Annotated in this window: 10 protein-coding genes; 6 read left to right on the top strand and 4 right to left on the bottom strand. The window is 70.9% G+C overall.

Annotated features, from left to right (window positions below):
• Nucleotides 1-34: 34 nt before the first annotated feature.
• Nucleotides 35-2,236 (bottom strand): serine/threonine-protein kinase, encoded by a 2,202-nt coding sequence (locus IG98_RS0111440; protein WP_030909775.1) that lies wholly within the window; start codon nucleotides 2,234-2,236, stop codon nucleotides 35-37.
• A gap of 499 nt (nucleotides 2,237-2,735) precedes the next feature.
• Between IG98_RS0111440 and IG98_RS54600 the strand changes: the two genes are divergently transcribed.
• The 5 genes from IG98_RS54600 to IG98_RS0111415 all read left to right on the top strand — a co-directional run bounded on the left by IG98_RS54600 (nucleotide 2,736) and on the right by IG98_RS0111415 (nucleotide 11,189).
• On the top strand, nucleotides 2,736-3,668 hold the full coding sequence (locus tag IG98_RS54600; protein WP_030909772.1) for a chorismate mutase: 933 nt from the start codon (nucleotides 2,736-2,738) through the stop codon (nucleotides 3,666-3,668).
• Between the two features lie 116 nt (nucleotides 3,669-3,784).
• The gene (gene dnaE / locus IG98_RS0111430) at nucleotides 3,785-7,306 is read left to right on the top strand and encodes a DNA polymerase III subunit alpha (RefSeq protein ID WP_030909769.1); all 3,522 of its coding nucleotides are present in this window, start codon (nucleotides 3,785-3,787) and stop codon (nucleotides 7,304-7,306) included.
• Between the two features lie 312 nt (nucleotides 7,307-7,618).
• Nucleotides 7,619-8,962, top strand: a complete 1,344-nt coding sequence (locus IG98_RS0111425) for a discoidin domain-containing protein (protein WP_245651507.1) — start codon at nucleotides 7,619-7,621, stop codon at nucleotides 8,960-8,962.
• Nucleotides 8,963-9,037: 75 nt separating this feature from the next.
• Nucleotides 9,038-10,183: an MFS transporter gene (locus IG98_RS0111420; RefSeq protein WP_245651506.1), complete on the top strand. Its 1,146-nt coding sequence runs from the start codon at nucleotides 9,038-9,040 to the stop codon at nucleotides 10,181-10,183.
• Between the two features lie 40 nt (nucleotides 10,184-10,223).
• The gene (locus tag IG98_RS0111415) at nucleotides 10,224-11,189 is read left to right on the top strand and encodes a TolB-like translocation protein (protein WP_030909759.1); all 966 of its coding nucleotides are present in this window, start codon (nucleotides 10,224-10,226) and stop codon (nucleotides 11,187-11,189) included.
• Nucleotides 11,190-11,210: 21 nt separating this feature from the next.
• Here the strand turns inward: IG98_RS0111415 and IG98_RS0111410 are convergent, their stop codons facing one another.
• Entirely contained in the window at nucleotides 11,211-13,529 is a 2,319-nt protein-coding gene (locus tag IG98_RS0111410; RefSeq protein ID WP_084195296.1) for a transglycosylase domain-containing protein, read from the bottom strand.
• A gap of 52 nt (nucleotides 13,530-13,581) precedes the next feature.
• Nucleotides 13,582-14,898: a UDP-N-acetylglucosamine 1-carboxyvinyltransferase gene (gene murA / locus IG98_RS0111405; protein WP_030909753.1), complete on the bottom strand. Its 1,317-nt coding sequence runs from the start codon at nucleotides 14,896-14,898 to the stop codon at nucleotides 13,582-13,584.
• Between the two features lie 98 nt (nucleotides 14,899-14,996).
• On the opposite strand from murA, the gene IG98_RS0111400 reads away from it, so the two are divergent.
• Nucleotides 14,997-15,545, top strand: coding sequence for a hypothetical protein (locus tag IG98_RS0111400; protein WP_030909751.1), 549 nt, complete (start codon nucleotides 14,997-14,999; stop codon nucleotides 15,543-15,545).
• A 15-nt stretch (nucleotides 15,546-15,560) separates the two neighbouring features.
• Here the strand turns inward: IG98_RS0111400 and IG98_RS0111395 are convergent, their stop codons facing one another.
• Nucleotides 15,561-17,000 carry an amidase gene (locus IG98_RS0111395; protein WP_245651505.1) on the bottom strand — a complete coding sequence of 480 codons (1,440 nt, stop codon included), beginning with the start codon at nucleotides 16,998-17,000 and terminating at the stop codon, nucleotides 15,561-15,563.
• Between the last annotated feature and the right edge of the window lie 192 nt (nucleotides 17,001-17,192).

Raw genomic sequence — 17,192 nt, 5'->3', positions numbered from 1 at the left:
CAGCCTCACGAATCGTAGCCGGTGGGGATCCGCCCTACTTTTTCGAGGAGAAGGTCGCGGCGAACCCCTCGAAGAGGTGCAGGTTCTTCTTCCAGTCCTTGGCCAGGGTGTGCCAGTAGATGGCGTACCCCCGGCCGCCCTTGGTGACGAACCCCCGGTTGAGCACCCGGGCCTTGCCCGAACTCATCTGCCAGGTGAACTCCCAGTCGGCGGCCTTCACCATGTAGTCGACCTTCTCGATCTTGATCCGCTTGTAGCCGGGGAAGTTGCCGCGGCTGTAGCCCTCCTGGTTCTCCCAGTCCCGCTTGGGATCGGGGCCCGCGCGGTCGACGTACTCGACGAAGACGAAGCTGCTCCGGTCGGGGCCGCGGAACCACACCTGCTGGCCGGGCCGTTTGTCCACGCTCCACCCCTTGGGCAGGCCGATCGAGAAGCCGTTGGAGTCCTTGTGCATCCGCCAGCCGGAGGGAAGGGCGGACTTCTTCTCGGTCTTGGTGGGGCTCGGGCTGGGCGGGGGAGAGGATGGCGGCTCGGATGAGCCCTGCGGGGTCGTCTTGGCGCCGTCGCTCGGGACGCTCGGCGCGCCGGAGGTGCCCGGCTCCCCCGAGCCGGCCCGCGCGGCCTCCTCGCTCTCGCGGCTGCGCATGCCGAGCCAGCCGGCGACCCCGCCGACCACCAGCAGCGCGGGCAGCAGCACCAGCAGCCCCCGCTTCAGCCGGGAGCCGCCGCGCCTCTGCGAGGTCAGCGTGGCCTCCTGGTAGTCATGGTCGGCGTAGGAGGCGGCCGTGGGCTCTCGCCACTGGGCGGGTGCGGGCTCGCTCGCGGGCGCCGCCCTGGGCGAGGGCTCGCGGCCCACCGGCGGGAAGGGGTTGGGCCGCGAGACGGGGACGGGCCTCCGGCGGGCGAACCCCTGCTCGGCCGCGGCGGGAGGGGCGCTCTCGCGGCTCGCCGCGGGTCTCTCCTCGGGGGCGGCCGGCGGAGGCGTGGCAGGGGGCGCGGCGGCGGGCTTCACCTCCGGGGCCCGCGCCGCCCCGGCCGCCGCAGCTCCGGCGGCCTTGGCGCCGGAGGGTGTCCTGCTGGTGGGCCGGTTCGCCTCGGAGTCGTCCGCGGCCTCCGGAGCGGGACCGCTCCCGGCGCCGGGGGTGGCCTTGGCGCCGCTCTTCGCGGTCTTCGCCTTCGCTCCGGCGTCCGGTCCCTGCCGTACGTCTCCGGCGGGCGGCTTCAGGGCGGCCTTCGACGGTTTCTCGCCCCGCGCGGGCGCCACCTCGTCCCTGGGCTCGGCGGGTACGGAGTCCAGCTTCGCGCCCGTCTCGGGGAGGGCGCCGACCTGGAAACGGGCTCCGGGATCGGTGTCGGCCGCCGGGCTCACGGCGGGCATGACGGCGGTCCTGGCGGGCCGGTCACGGTTGCCCGTCCCCTCGGCCACCCTGCGCAGCAGCCGCTCCGCCTCCTTGTAGGGCATGCGCAGCGCCGGGTCCTTGCGGAGCAACCCCTCCAGGATCGGGGCCAGCGGCCCGGCGTGGACCGGGGGCTCGGGCTCGTCGTTCAGGACGGCGTGCATGGTCGGCAGCGCACCACCCCGGTCGTGCGGGGGCTTGCCCTCGACGGCGGCGTACAGGGTCGCGCCGAGCGACCACAGGTCCGACTCGCGCTGCGCGGCGCCGCCCTTGATCCGTTCGGGAGGGATGAACGCGGGGGTGCCGGCGATACCGGTCATGGTCAGCGCGGTCTCGGCTTCGAGCGTCGCGATGCCGAAGTCGGTCAGCACCACCCGGCCGTCGTCGGCCAGCAGTACGTTCTCCGGCTTGACGTCACGGTGCAGCACTCCCTGGGCGTGGGCGGCGCCCAGCGCCTCCAGCACCTGCAGGCCGATCTCCGCCACCCGCTGCGGCGGCAGCGGCCCGTCCTGTCTCAGCACCTTGCCGAGGGAGCGCGACTCCACCAGCTGCATGACGATCCAGGGACGCCCGTCCTCCTCGACGACGTCGTGGACGACCACCACGTTCGGGTGGGTCAGACGCCCGGCGGCACGTGCCTCGCGCTTGGTACGCCGGTTGAAGTCCTCCTGGTTGTCCTCGCCGAGCATGTCGGCGTAGCGGACCTCCTTGATCGCGACCTCGCGGTCCAGAAGCTCGTCATGGGCCCGCCACACGATGCCCATGCCACCCCGGCCGATGGCTTCGAGCAGGTGGTAACGGGAGGCGATACGGCGCCCCTCGGGCTGTGCTTCGGCCATCAACCGGCTTACCTCCTTCGGAACCCCCGAATACTCTCATAGCCCAGTAAAGTGATCGACTCACTCGCCGGAGAAAAGTCCATATCCTGAGATGCGCTGTCCAGTGCGTGGCGGGTGTCCGGTAGATGACCTAAGATTGGGCCTATGACCTGTTGTTTCGCGTTTACCGGCCCGGCCCCGGAGAGGCCGGTCGTGACAGCGTGATCTAGCCCTCTGTCCTGCGGATCTTACCGTGGCGAGGGGCGGTCGGGCGGCGCCTCGCAAGGCGGAGTGGTGAGCCGCGGTGACCGACGGCAACGCGGCGGGACGCCGCCCGGCAGCGGTGGCGGGAGAGCGGTGGGCGGGAGATCCGAGGGACCCCGAGGGGCAGGGCCTGGCGACCAGCCGGAGCCGGCACCGGGCGGAGACGCGAGGTCTCTGCCTTTTTTCATTTCGAACACCTCTTTCCGAACGGCCGCCGGCTCGCGGGACGCGCGCCGGCCGAGCATGGGGGAGCCTCATGTCGACCACCGCACATCTGGAACGCGCAGCGGTAGGGCTGGGCGCGCTCACGGTGGGTGCCGGACCGGCCGTGGTGATAGGCGGCTCCGGTGCGGACGCCCGCTGGATCAGCCTGCGGGACCAGCGCGGTGAGGTCCCCGCCGCCGAGTCCGTGGTGGCGGCCCGCGCCGAGGGGGCGGGGCCGCTCCTGGTGGAACCGTCCTCGGCGGGAGACCTGCGGGTGATCGCCGAAAGCGCGGACGGCGTGGTGGTCGGCGCGGCCTGGATGCGGGATTCGGAGCTGGTGCGCGCCGCGGCCAGGCTCGGCCTGCCGGTGCTCGTCCAGCGAGCCTCCTCCGCGACGCTGGAGGAGTGGCTGGCGGTCGCCGGCCACTGCGTGGCGGAGGGCAACGACCAGATCATGCTCTGCGAGAGCGACCGCGCCCACCCGGGCGGCGGTACCTTCGACCTCGCCCTGATGCGCGCCGCGCGGACGAGGTCGGGCCGCCCCGTCCTGGCCGACCTCGGTACGGACCCCGCGCTGGCCGCCGCCGCGATCGCCGCCGGTGCCGACGGCCTCCTGCTGGATCCCGGCGTCACCGAGCAGGACGCGCTGGCCGCGCGGGAGGCCACCAGGATCGTCGGTGCCGTCACCCGCAGGGAGGTCCCCGACTCGGTGTCCGCCGCCCGCGACGCCATCGACCGCGTCGACGCCGCCCTCGCCGTCCTGCTGGAACGCCGCGCCGAACTCGCCGGAACCATCCAGCGCCTCAAGCCCGTCGGCGGCTTCGCCGGTCGCGACGCCGCCCGCGAGCGCCAGGTGGTCGCCGAGATGGCCCGCCGCGCCCCCGCTCTGGGCGAGGCCCGGCTCGCCCCCATCATGAACGCCGTCATCGAGGCGGGCCTGCACCTCGCCGAGGAACGCCGCTCGGCGTCCGCCGAGCGAGACTGAGCCCGCCGAGCGAGACTGAGAGGGAGAGACGACCCGGAGCACACGGGTCACTTTGGGAACCCGGATTTGGATACGCTTTCCCCGCCGACGGTGCGACTAGGGGAGGACGGGGCCGCATGTCAGACTCGTTTGTGCATCTGCACGTTCACACGGAGTACTCCATGTTGGATGGAGCCGCCCGTTTGAAGCAAATGTTCAAGCAGGTCGGCGACCTGGGCATGCCCGCCATCGCGATCACCGACCACGGCAACATGCACGGGGCCTACGACTTCTACAAGCAGGCGACCGGGGCGGGGATCAAGCCGATCATCGGCATCGAGGCCTACGTCGCCCCGGCCTCCCGGCACCAGAAGAAGCCGGTGCTGTGGGGTGAGCCGCACCAGAAGCGCGACGACGTCTCGGCGGGTGGCTACTACACCCACATGACCATCTGGGCGAAGAACGCCAAGGGTCTGGGCAACCTGATGAAGCTCTCCTCGCGCGCCTACACCGAGGGTTTCGTCCGTAAGTGGGCGCGGATGGACGCGGAGATCCTCGCCGAGCACGCCGAGGGGCTGATGGCCACCACCGGCTGCCCGTCGGGTGAGGTGCAGACCCGCCTGCGCCTGGGGCAGTACGACGAGGCGGTCGCGGCGGCGGCCAGGTTCCAGGAGCTGTTCGGCAAGGAGAACTACTACCTGGAGATCATGGATCACGGGCTCGACATCGAGCGCAGGGTCCGGGACGGCCTGACCCGTATCTCGCGTGAGCTGGACATCCCGCCGCTGGTGACCAACGACTCCCACTACACCTACGAGTCGGACGCGACCTCCCACGACGCGCTGCTGTGCATCCAGACCGGCAAGCAGCTGTCCGACCCCGACCGCTTCCGCTTCGACGGCAGCGGCTACTACATCAAGAACGCCGACGAGATGCGCGCGGTCGACTCCTCGGACCTGTGGGCCGAGGGCTGCCGCAACACCCTGCTGGTCGCCGAGAAGGTCGACCCGAGCGGCATGTTCGGTTTCAAGAACCTGATGCCGACCTTCCCCCTGCCCGAGGGGGAGAGTGAGGAGAGCTGGTTCCGCAAGGAGATCTGGCGGGGCATGGAGTGGCGCTTCCCCGAGGGCGTCGACGAGGAGCACCGCACGCAGATCGAGTTCGAGATGGGCGTCATCCTGCAGATGGGGTTCCCCTCCTACTTCCTCGTGGTCGCGGACTTCATCATGTGGGCCAAGAACAACGGCATCCGGGTCGGCCCCGGCCGTGGCTCGGCCGCCGGCTCGCTGGCCGCGTACGCGCTGGGCATCACCGACCTCGACCCGCTGCCGCACGGACTGATCTTCGAGCGGTTCCTCAACCCCGACCGCGTCTCCATGCCCGACGTCGACATCGACTTCGACGAGCGCAGGCGCGGCGACGTGATCCGGTACGTGACGGAGAAGTACGGGGCCGACAAGGTCGCCATGATCGCCACCTTCGGCACCATCAAGGCGAAGGCTGCCATCAAGGACGCGGCTCGCGTCCTGGGCCATCCGTACGCGCTGGGCGACAAGGTCTCCAAGGCGTTCCCGCCCGCGGTGATGGGCAAGGACATCCCGCTCTCCGGCATCTTCGACAAGGATCATCCGCGCTACAACGAGGCCGGCGAGCTGCGCAGGCTGTACGAGGAGGACGTCGACGTCAAGTCGGCGATGGACCTCGGCAGGGGCCTGGAGGGCCTGATCCGGCAGACCGGTGTGCACGCCGCCGGGGTCATCATGTCGGCGGAGGTGCTGACCGACTACATCCCGATCATGCGCCGGGACTCCGACGGTGTGATCATCACGCAGTTCGACTACCCGACCTGCGAGACGCTCGGCCTGCTGAAGATGGACTTCCTGGGCCTGCGCAACCTCACGATCATCGACGACTGCCTGAAGATGATCGAGGCCAACACCGGTGAGCGGATCGACCTGCTCAAGCTGCCGCTGGACGATCGCAAGACCTACGAACTGCTCGGCCGGGGCGACACCCTGGGGGTGTTCCAGCTGGACGGCGGCGGCATGCGGTCGCTGCTGCGGCTGATGAAGCCCGACAACTTCGAGGACATCTCCGCCGTCGGCGCGCTCTACCGGCCCGGCCCGATGGGCGCCAACTCGCACACCAACTACGCGCTGCGCAAGAACGGCCAGCAGGATATCGTCCCGATCCACCCGGAGTTCGAGGAGTCGCTGCAGGAGATCCTCGGCACCACGTACGGCCTGATCGTCTATCAGGAGCAGGTCATGGCCATCGCGCAGAAGGTCGCCGGGTTCTCACTCGGCAAGGCCGACCTGTTGCGCCGCGCGATGGGCAAGAAGAAGAAGTCGGAGCTGGACAAGCAGTTCGAGTCGTTCGAGCAGGGCATGAAGGACAACGGCTACTCCGCGGCCGCGATCAAGACGCTCTGGGACATCCTGCTGCCCTTCTCCGACTACGCCTTCAACAAGGCGCACAGCGCCGCCTACGGCCTGGTCTCCTACTGGACCGCCTACCTCAAGGCCAACTATCCGGCCGAGTACATGGCCGGGCTGCTGACCTCGGTCAAGGACGACAAGGACAAGTCGGCCCTCTATCTCAACGAGTGCCGCCGGATGGGCATCAAGGTGCTGCCGCCGGACGTCAACGACTCCGACTTCGACTTCACGCCGCGCGGCACCGACGTCCGGTTCGGCCTGTCGGCCATCCGCAACGTCGGCGGCAACGTGGTCGACGGGATCATCGCCGCGCGCAAGGAGAAGAGCCGCTTCGCCGACTTCAAGGACTTCCTGCGCAAGGTCCCCATGGTCGTCTGTAACAAGCGGGTCATCGAGTCGCTGATCAAGGCCGGTGCCTTCGACTCGTTCGGGCACGTGCGCAAGGGCCTGGTGATGGTCCACGAGCAGGCGGTCGACAGCATCATCGGCATCAAGAAGAACGAGGCCCAGGGGCAGGACTCCCTGTTCGGCGCCGTCGAGGGCGCCGAGGACCAGACCTTCGACGTGCAGATCCCGGTGGGCGAGTGGGACAAGAACACACTGCTGCAGTTCGAGCGGGAGATGCTCGGCCTGTACGTCTCCGACCATCCGCTCTTCGGCGTGGAGCACATCCTCGCCTCCGGAGCCGACTGCTCGATCGCCTCGCTCCAGGACGAGCACCGTCCCGACGGCCAGGTCGTCACCGTCGGCGGCATCCTGAGCGGGGTGCAGCGCAAGGTCACCAAGAAGGGCGACACCTGGGTGCTGACCCAGCTGGAGGACCTGGAAGGTGCCATCGAGGTGATGATCTTCCCCTCGGCGTACCAGCTCTGCGCGACCGTGCTCGCCGAGGACGCCATCGTCTTCGTCAAGGGCCGCCTGGACAAGCGCGAGGACGTCGGAAAGATCATCGCCATGGAGGTGACGGCTCCGGACCTGACCCGTGAGGCCGGTGGCCCCCTGGCGGTCAGCCTCGCCCTGACTCGCTGCACCCCGCCGGTGGTCGGCCGTCTCAAGGAGGTGCTGACGGCACATCCGGGCACCACCGAGGTGCACCTGCAGGTGCACAACGGCCCCAAGACCACCATCATGCGCCTCGACGACCGGCTGCGGGTCTCGCCGTCCCCGGCCCTGATGGGCGATTTGAAGCAGCTGCTCGGCCCCGCCTGCCTGGGGGCGTGAGAGCGGGCGCCGAGTCGCCTCCGTGGCACGCCGCCTCCGGATGCACGGTGATCCATCCGGAGGCGGGAACGCCGTTGCCCATCGGCGACGTGTGCTTTTCCAGTACGCGAGGTTTCAGGTTAGGAAACTTTCCTAACTTCCATTGACAGTCTCCCCGACGGCTTGTCACCATGCCGGAGAGTGGCTTGGCGCGGCGTCCCGGAGGGGACGTGACGCGCTCAGCGAGGGATCGTGCTGCCCCGGCCGCGTTGTGCACGGCGCCGCGACGGGCGCCGTGATCATCGTCTCTAGCCCCCCACAGGAGACAAGCACGTGTCATCAAGCATGCCTCACCCCGCCCCCCGCCTCCTTCTCATCCTCTCGGCGGTCACCGTCCTCCTCGCCGGTGTCCTGGTCGCCGTCGGCCGCGCCGAAGCCGCCGAGACCCTGCTGTCGCAGGGCAGGCCCGCCTCCTCCTCGTCCAAGGAGGGCTCCTCCTACAGCTCGGGCAAGGCGGTCGACGGCAACCTCACCTCGACTCGCTGGGCCTCCCTGGAGGGCAGCGATCCCCAGTGGATCCGCGTCGACCTGGGCGTGACCTCCCCGATCTCCCGGGTCACGCTGTTCTGGGAGGCCGCCTACGGCAAGGCGTACGCGATCCAGGTCTCCGACGACGCCGCGAACTGGACCACCGTCTACTCCACGAGCAGCGGTGACGGCGGCCAGGACGACCTGACCGGCCTGTCGGGCTCCGGGCGCTACGTCCGGATGTACGGCACCGCCAGGGGCACCTCCTACGGCTACTCCCTGTACGAGTTCCAGGTGTTCGGCGGCGGCACCTCCACGCCCAGTCCCACCCCGACCGTGTCCCCGGGCGACACCTTCGTCGTCGCGGCAGCCGGTGACATCGCCGCCCAGTGCACCGCGAGCTCCAGCTCCTGCGCCCACCCCAAGACGGCGGCACAGGTCCAGGCGATGAACCCCGAGTTCGTCATCACCATGGGCGACAACCAGTACGACGACGCCCGGCTCTCGGACTTCCAGAACTACTACGACAAGACGTGGGGCAGGTTCAAGAGCAAGACGCGCCCCGTCGCCGGCAACCACGAGACCTACGACCCGGCCGGAACCTACGCGGGATACAAGGGCTACTTCGGCTCCATCGCCACCCCGCAGGGCAAGACCTACTACAGCTACGACCGGGGCAACTGGCACTTCATCGCCCTTGACTCCAACTACTTCGACCAGACGGCCCAGATCAACTGGCTCAAGGCCGATCTGGCCGCGAACACCAAGGGCTGCATCGCCGCCTACTGGCACCACCCGCTGTTCAGCTCCGGCGAGCACGGCAACGACCCGGTCGGCAAGCCGGTCTGGAAGATCCTCTATGCCGCCGGCGCTGACCTGGTGCTCAACGGCCACGACCACCACTACGAACGGTTCGCCCCGCAGAACCCCGACGCCCAGGCCGACCCCAAGGGCATGGTGGAGATCCTCGGAGGCATGGGCGGCGCCTCACCGTACGGGATCACGAACGTCCAGCCCAACAGCCAGAAGCGGCTGGCGGACGTCTACGGCGTACTCAAGATGACCTTCGCCCCCGCCGCGTTCTCCTGGCAGTTGATCGGTGTCGACGGTTCGGTCAAGGACACCGGCCCCAGCTACGCCTGCCACTAGATGTACGTCTCGGCAAGCCGGGCCGCGGACGGAGCAGTTCCGCGGCCCCGGCTCTCCTGGGCGGTTCCCGGGAACGTGTTCGCGCTCGGGGCGGTCAGCCTGGTCACCGACATCTCCTCGGAGATGGTCACGGCCGTGCTGCCGCTCTACCTGACGCTCTCCCTCGGTCTCAGCCCGCTGCAGTTCGGCCTGCTCGACGGGCTCTCCTTCGGCGTGACGGCGCTGGTCCGCCTCGCCGGGGGCAACCTCGCCGACCGGTGGCAGCGGCGCAAACTCATCGCCGGGATCGGATACGGGCTGTCCGCGCTCTGCAAGCCGGCCCTGCCGGCGGCGGGCGGCTCGGTCGTGGCGCTGGGCGCGGTGATCGCCGTCGACAGGATCGGCAAGGGACTGCGCACGGCTCCGCGTGACGCGCTGATCTCGCTGAGCGCCCCGGCCGGCGAACTCGGTCAGGCGTTCGGCGTGCACCGGGCCATGGACACCGTCGGCGCGCTGCTTGGCCCGCTGGTGGCGTTCGCCGTCCTGACGGGCACCGGCGGGGCCTACGACGCGGTGTTCGTGGTCAGCTTCTGCGTGGCCGTGCTCGGCGTGCTGCTGCTGGTCATGTACGTCCGTGACCGGCGTACCCCGCTGTCCGTCCCGCGCCCGGCCACCTCGTCGCGCGCCGCGCTGGGGCTGCTGCGCGACGCGGCGTTCCGGCGGGTGTGCGTGGTGGCCGCGGTCCTCGGCCTGGTCACCGTCGGCGACGCGTTCGTCTACCTGCTGCTGCAGAGGCGCGGCGGGATCGACGCGGTCTACTTCCCGCTGTTGTCGATCGGCACGGCCGCCGTCTACCTGCTGCTGGCCGTGCCCGTCGGGCGGCTCGCGGACCGGCTGGGCCGGGCGCCGGTCTTCCTGGCCGGGCACGTCGCCCTGGTCGCCGCCTACCTCGTACTGCTCGGACCGGGGTGGCTCGTCGCGGTGCTGGTCCTGCACGGGACCTTCTACGCCGCGACCGACGGCGTGCTGATGGCCGTGGCCGGGCCGATGCTCCCCGAGCATCTGCGCACGAGCGGCCTGGCCCTGCTCCAGACCGGTCAGGCGACGACCCGGTTGCTGTCGTCCGTCCTGTTCGGCGCCGTCTGGACGATGTACGGAAGCACCCAGGGACTGGCCGTCATGGCGGCCGGTCTGGCGGCCTGTGTGCTCGGCGCCTGGTTCGCGATGAGGAGGTACATGTGACGTCGATCCTGGTGTCGCCACCCCGGGTGGGGAGGCGGTCATGAACCCGATCCGGCGCCTGCCGGTGCTGCTCGCCGCAGTGGCCGTCCTCGGCGGCACGGCGGCCGGCTACGCGGCCTGGGCCACGCGCCGCGACCCCGTCCCGGTGCCGGTGGCGGCGGCGGACGGCGGAGTCCTCCGTCCCGGGCGGCTGATGTTCCGTACGGCCACCGGCCAGGTCGCCGGGGTGCCGCTCGGCGACACCGCGGCCCTCCCCGCCGCCGCGGGTCCGGTCTGTAGCCGGTTCTCCACGGCGGGTGGCACCTCGATCTGCCTGGTCGCCAAGCCCGGGGCGCTGGTCAGCACGGACGCGGTGATCCTCGACCGCTCCATGCGGGAGACCCGGCGGATCAGGCTGGCCGGGATTCCGAACCGGGCAGGGATGTCGCAGAGTGGCCGGATGGCGTCGTGGACCGTGTTCGTCACCGGCGACTCCTACAACGAGGGCGGCTTCTCCACCTGGACGGGGATCCTCGACACCCGCACCGGCTACGCCGTCACCAACATGGAGGACATCCCGCTGACCCTGAACGGCCGCCGTCACCACGCGGTCGACGTGAACTACTGGGGGGTGACCTTCGCCGCCGACGACAACCGGTTCTACGCGACCCTCGCCACCGGCGGGAAGACCTATCTCGTCGAGGGCGACTACGCCAACTGGCGGGTGCGGGCGCTCAGGGAGAACGCCGAGTGCCCGTCGCTGTCTCCCGACGGGACCCGGCTGGTGTTCAAGAAGCGGGTCTCCGCCGACCCGCGCCGGATGTGGCGGCTCCACATGCTGGAGCTGTCGACAATGCGGGAGACGCCGCTGGCCGAGACCACGAGCGTTGACGACCAGGTGGCGTGGCTCGACGGGCGCACCGTGATGTACGCCAAGGGCCCGGACGTCTGGTCGGTCCCCGCCGACGGATCCGGTGCTCCGGCGCCGCTGGTGAGAGGGGCGTCGTCCCCGGTCGTGGTCCGGTGACCACGACGACCTGGGCCTGCTCTACCACGCGTCGCCGGGCGGCAGGCCGCCTCCTCTCTCCTCATCGTGCTCCTCCGAGGCCGCGGCCCGGTGGAAGCCGCGGTTCCAGCGGAAACCACGGTTCCGGTGGAAGCCGCGGTTCTGGGGGAAACCACGAGCCCGGCGGGGCTCGTCCGCGGGGGCGTCCTCGCCGCGGCGCTCGCCGTCACGGCGCCTGGCCTTCTCGGCCTCCTCGGCCTCCTTCAGGCCCGGGGTGAACCCGCCGCCGAAACGGCCCATGTCGGGGCGGTGGAAGCCGGTCGGCGGCGTCTCGCTGAGCGCCGCCGACATCGACGAGATCCAGATCGGTCCCGGCAGGGAGGCCCCCTGGACCGCCCCGTAGTACTCGCCGCCGATCTCGACGTCGCGCAGCGGGTAGCGGTAGGAGCCGCGGATGTCGCCCACGCTGACCGCCGCGGCCAGGTCGGGGGTGTAGCCGGCGAACCAGGCCGATGTGTAGCCGTTGTTGGTGCCGGTCTTGCCCGCCGCCGGGCGGCCGATGCTCTGACCGGTCATGGTGCCCTTGGTGAACACCCCGGACAGCAGGTAGTTGACCGCGTCGGCCACGTCGCGCTCGATCGCCTGCGCGCAGCTGGGCGGGACGCGGAAGTGCCTGCCGTTCCGCTCGACGATCTCGACGATGGACAGCGGGCGGCAGTAGCGGCCCCGCGCCCCGAACGCGGCGAACGCCGCCGCCACGGTCACCGGGTCCATCTCGTTCACCCCCAGGGTGAAGGTCGGCACCTCCCGCAGCGGGGCGCCGTCGGCGCGGGCGATGCCCATCGCCTTGGCGGTCCTGACGACCGGGCACAGGCCCACCTGCTGCTCCAGCATCATGTAGAAGATGTTCACCGACTTCCAGGTGCCGGTGGACAGGCTCTGCGGGCCGCCCTTGCCCTCGCCGCTCGCGTTGAAGATCTCCACGCCGGGGTCGTTGACCTTGCGGCCCCGGCAGTCCTTGAAACCGCTGTCGGGTACGAAACTGCCGGGTGTCATGAACCCCTGGTCGAACCGCCAGCCCTGGCCGAGCGCGGTCGCCAGGGTGAACACCTTGAACGTCGACCCCGCCTGGAATCCCTGGCCGCCTCCGTGCGCGGTGTCGGCGACCAGGTTGTAGGTGGTGCGGGGGCCGTTGTTCTTGTTGCCGCGGTTGAGGCCGTACTTCTTGCTCGCCGCCATGGCCCGGATCCGCCCGGTGCCGGGCTGGATCATGGCCTCGGCGGCGACCTCGGTGTCCTTGGTGCCGACGCGCGCGGCGATGGCGCGTTCCGCGGCCCGCTGGGCCCTCGGCGCCAGGGTGGTGCGGAGCACCAGGCCGCCCCTGGCCAGGCGGCGCTCCCGCTCCGCGCGGCTGTGGCCGAAGACCGGGTTGGTCAGCAGCTCCCTGTGCACGTACAGGCAGAAGTAGGGATAGACGCTCCCGTCACAGCCGCCGGGCTGCGGCTGCAGCCGAAGGTTCAGCGGCCGTCTCATGGCGGCCTCCGCCTGAGGCCGGGGGACGTACGACAGCTGGGCCATCCGCTCCAGCACGATGTCCCTGCGCTCTCGCAGCCTCTTCCTGCGCGCCGCGTCCAGCGACGGGTCCGTGGCGTACGGAGTGCGGACCGCACCGGCCAGTGTCGCCGCCTGCGCCAGGGTCAGCCGGGAGGCCGCGACCGAGAAGAACCGCTGGGCGGCGGCCTCCACCCCGAAGGCTCCCGCGCCGAAATAGGCGATGTTGAGGTAGCGCTCCAGGATCTCGGCCTTGGTGTACTTCTTCTCCATCGCCAGCGCGTACCGCAGCTCGGTGATCTTACGCTGGATGCTGGGCGCGCGGGCCTGGGCGCGTTCGGTCTCGGTCTCGGAGTTCTCGACCAGGATGTTCTTCACGAGCTGCTGGGTGAGCGAGGAGCCGCCCTGGCGCACCCCGCCCGCCTTGGTGTTGGTCACCAGGGCGCGCAGGGTGCCCTTGACGTCCAGGCCCGCGTGCTCGTAGAAGCGCGAGTCCTCGATCGCCACGATCGCCTCACGCATGACGGGGGCGACCTGGTCGAGCCGTACGACGGTCCGATTCTCCGTGTAGAACTGGGCGAACCGCTTGCCGTTCCGGTCCAGGAGCACGGTGCGCTGGGCGAGCGGGTTCTCCCGGGGGCTCGGCGGCAGGTCCGTCAGGGTTCTCGTGACGTTGTTGACGGTGACCCCCACCGTGCCGACCAGCGGTAGCGCGGCCAGGGCGGCCAGCAGCCCGCCGAGCACCCCGCAGGCCGCCAGAACGCGCAGGCACGCGCCGGGTCCGCGTCTCACCTCCGGGTGCGATGTCACGCAAGGTAACGTGCAACCGGATGATCACCCATAAACACCCGGTTGCCAATCCTTACCCGTCCTGCACCTTTTCTCGACTGATCTTCAGCCCGAGGGAGGCGAACTGCTCGAACGGCCGGTGGTAGCCCCGTTCGATGTGGTGCACCCCGCGCAGCGTGGAGACGCCCTCCGCGGCGGCCGCGGCCAGCACGGCGGAGAACCCGGCCCGGATGTCGGGCAGCGTCACGTCGGCGCCGCTCAGCCTGGACACGCCGCGCACGACCGCCGAGTGCTTGGCGTTGGTGTCGTGGTAGCGGCAGGCCGGGCCGCCCAGGCAGACGTCGAACACCTCGATCTCGCAGCCCATCTTCTGCAGTGCGGGCACGTAGACCAGGCGGTTCTCGAACACGGTCTCGTGCAGCACCGACATGCCCTGGGCCTGGGTGAAAAGCACCATCAGGGGCGTCTGCCAGTCGGTCATGAACCCCGGGTGCGTGTCGGTCTGCACCGCCGCGGCCCGCAGCCCGTGTGGCGCCGACGCCGACAGGTAGTCGTCGGTGATGTCGACCTCGGCGCCCATCCTGGCCAGGGTGGTGATCGCGGTGACCAGCCGGTCCTGCGGGCAGCCGTGCACCCGTACCTGGCCGCCGGTGATCAGACCGGCCGCCAGGTAGGAGAACGCCTCGATGCGGTCGCCGTTGAGCCAGGTGGAGGCGCCGTGCAGGCGCTCCACCCCCTCGATCACGATGCGCCGGTCCGGGCTCAGCTCTATGCGCGCGCCCATGCGCTGCAGGAACAGGGCGAGCTCCACCACCTCGGGCTCCATCGCCGCGCCCTTCAGCACGGTCTTGCCCTCGGCCAGCACCGCGGACATCAGGATCGTCTCGGTGGCGCCGACGCTGGGGTAGGGCAGTTCGATCCGGGTGCCGCGCAGCCGTTTGGCCTTGGCGTACACACCGGTGTCGCTCACCTCGACCTCGGCGCCCATCGCGCGCAGCGCCTCGACGTGGAAGTCGACGGGCCGGCGGCCGATCGGGTCGCCGCCGACCAGCGGCACGAACGCCTCGCCCGCCAGGTGCAGCAGCGGGCCCAGCATCAGGATCGGGATCCGGTTGAGGCCGGTGAACGCCGCCGGGACGTGCGGGTTGACCTGCTCTCCCGGAGCGACGGTGATCTCTCCGGAGCTGATATCCACGTCGATGCCGAGCGCCCTCAGCATCTGCGCGGTGATCCCCACCTCGCCCACGTCCGGGGCGTTCTGGATCGTGCTCTCACCGGTGCCCAGCATCGCGGCGACCATGTGCTTGGAGACGCCGTTCTTGGAGCCGCGGACCTCGACGTCACCGCGGAGCGGCCCGGAGGGTTCGATCAACCATGCCTCTTCGTTCACCCCGTAAGCGTAACGGGGTCCGGCCGGGACCTCGGGTGGCGCCGGGCGGGCGGATGGGTAACATCGGGCACATCTGTACAGAGGGTGAGGGAGCCGTGGTGCGCGCTGTGCGTGACTTCGTGATCACCGTGCTGGTGCTCGCCCTGGCCGGAGCCGCCGCCGGGATCCTGTGGTCGCTGGCCGCGCCGCGGCCCCCGTACGTCGTGACGGGCAAGGGGCCGCTGCTGGCCGATCCCTCCACGCAGGCGCTGATCGCCGCCGACGGCTGGTTCGCCGTCATCACGGGCGTGCTCGGGCTGGTCTGCGGGGTCATCGGCTACGGCGTGTCGCGCGGGGGGCGCCCGCTGCCGGTGGTGGTGGGCCTGGCCGCGGGCGGCCTGCTCGGCGCGCACCTCGCGCTGCTGGTCGGCGAGGCGGCCAACCTCGGCGCGGTGAGCGTCGCCGCCTCGGGGGGTTCCGTGCCGCTGGTCCCGGGGCCGCTGGCGCTGACCGCCCGGGGCGTGCTGTACGCGTGGCCGACGCTGGCCGCCGGTGCCTTCTTCGTCCTGGAGGGCGTCGCGGGCTACCGCGACTCGCCGCTGCGCCATCCGTTCGGCGGGGGCGACCCCTATGGGCCGCTGTCGTCGCATGACATCGACGGCCGGTAGGCGCGGCGGTCGCGGTCAGCGGGGCGGCCTGCGCGCGCCGTGCCCGGTGGCGCGCTCGAAGGCGTGGGCCAGCCGGAGCACCGCCATGTCGGCGAAGGGGCGCCCGACGATCTGCACGCCCACCGGCAGCCCGTGCGAGGTGAACCCGCACGGCACCGATGCCGCCGGGGCGTGCAGCACGCTGATCCAGTAGGCCGAGCGCATCCACGCCAGGTAGTCGGGCAGCGCCTGCCCGTTGATCTCCGAGACGTACGGGGCGTCCACCGGGAACGGCGGCACCTGGCTGACCGGGGCGATCAGGAAGTCGTAGGTGCCGAAGAAGGTGTCCATCCGCCGGTAGAGCCCGCTGCGCAGCCGCTCGGCGCGGGCCAGGTCGGCCCCGGTCACCTCGCGGCCCCGCTCGACGTTCCAGCGCACGTTCGCCCCCAGGCGCTCCTGCGGCAGGTCGCCGTAGCAGAGCGCGTAGTACCACGCCCGGTAGATCCGGAAGGCGTCCTCGGCGTCCGACAGGTCCAGCTCCACCTGCTCCACCCGCGCGCCCAGCTCCGCGAGCACGGCCGGGGCGGCCGCGGTGACCTGGGCGGTCTCCGCGTCGACGGGCAGCCCGCCCAGGTCCGGGCTCCAGGCCACGCGCAGCCCGGTCAGGTCCACCTCCAGCGGCCCGGCGAAGACGGTGCCGCTCTCGGCGATCGAGAGGGGAGAGGAGGCGTCGAAGCCGGCGATCGCGCTCATCAGCAGCGCCAGGTCCCCGGCGGTACGGGCCATCGGCCCCGGCACGCCGAGGGTGAACCAGGCCGCGACTGCCGACGGCGCCGGCACCCGCCCGGGGGTGGGCCGCAGCCCCGCCACGTTGCAGAAGGAGGCGGGGTTGCGCAGCGAGCCGCCCATGTCGGAGCCGTCGGCCAGCGCCACCATGCCGGTGGCCAGCGCGGCGGCGGCCCCGCCGCTGCTGCCCCCGGCCGATGAGGTCAGATCGTAGGGGTTGCGGGTGGCGCCGAAGATCTCGTTCACGGTGTGCGAACCGGTGCCGAACTCCGGGGTGTTGGTCTTGCCGACCGTGATCGCCCCGGCCTCGCGCATCCGCCGCACGATCGGCGCGTCGGTGTCGGGGACGTGGTCGGCGAAGAGCGGCGAGCCGTACGTGGTGCGGATCCCCGCGGTGTCGGCCAGGTCCTTGTGCGCGACCGGCAGCCCGTGCAGCGGTCCCCGCCAGTGGCCGCGGGCCAGGTCCCGGTCGGCCTCCTCCGCCTCCCGCCTGGCGCGCTCGGCGGTCAGTGTGACGATCGCGTTGACCTCCGGGTTGACCTCCTCGATCCGCCGCAGGTGCGCCTCGAGCAGCTCGACCGCGCTGACCTGCCTGGTGCGCAGCAGTTCGAGCATCTCGGTAGCGGTCAGGTAGTGCATCTGTCCCCCGATCGGTACGGCCTGTCGCAGACGAGTCTGGCCGAACGCCACCGGGTGTCGCCTCGGCAACCTTCGACAGGACGGCCCGGGGACCTCCGGCCCACCTTGTGGGCTCTCCGGGGCTGTCTTCCAGCGGGAGGACCTCCGCTAGTGCCGTGACCGCATTGGTTCGCCGGGTTTGTCAGGCTGCGGCCTTGAGAGGGCGTCCGCCCCAGCGGATGCCCTTCTCGCCGCGGATGCGTA

The sequence above is a fragment of the Streptosporangium amethystogenes genome (assembly GCF_000721075.1).
GTDB classification, from domain to species: domain Bacteria; phylum Actinomycetota; class Actinomycetes; order Streptosporangiales; family Streptosporangiaceae; genus Streptosporangium; species Streptosporangium amethystogenes.
Note: the sequence above shows the minus strand (reverse complement) of the source record. Positions and strands in the feature narration are given on the sequence as shown.

Bases quoted from the DNA above. Each gene is read 5' to 3' on its own strand.
- IG98_RS0111440 (WP_030909775.1), bottom strand. From the start codon at position 2,236: ATGGCCGAAGCACAGCCCGAGGGGCGCCGTATCGCCTCCCGTTACCAC.
- IG98_RS54600 (WP_030909772.1), top strand. From the start codon at position 2,736: ATGTCGACCACCGCACATCTGGAACGCGCAGCGGTAGGGCTGGGCGCG.
- dnaE (WP_030909769.1), top strand. From the start codon at position 3,785: ATGTCAGACTCGTTTGTGCATCTGCACGTTCACACGGAGTACTCCATG.
- IG98_RS0111415 (WP_030909759.1), top strand. From the start codon at position 10,224: ATGAACCCGATCCGGCGCCTGCCGGTGCTGCTCGCCGCAGTGGCCGTC.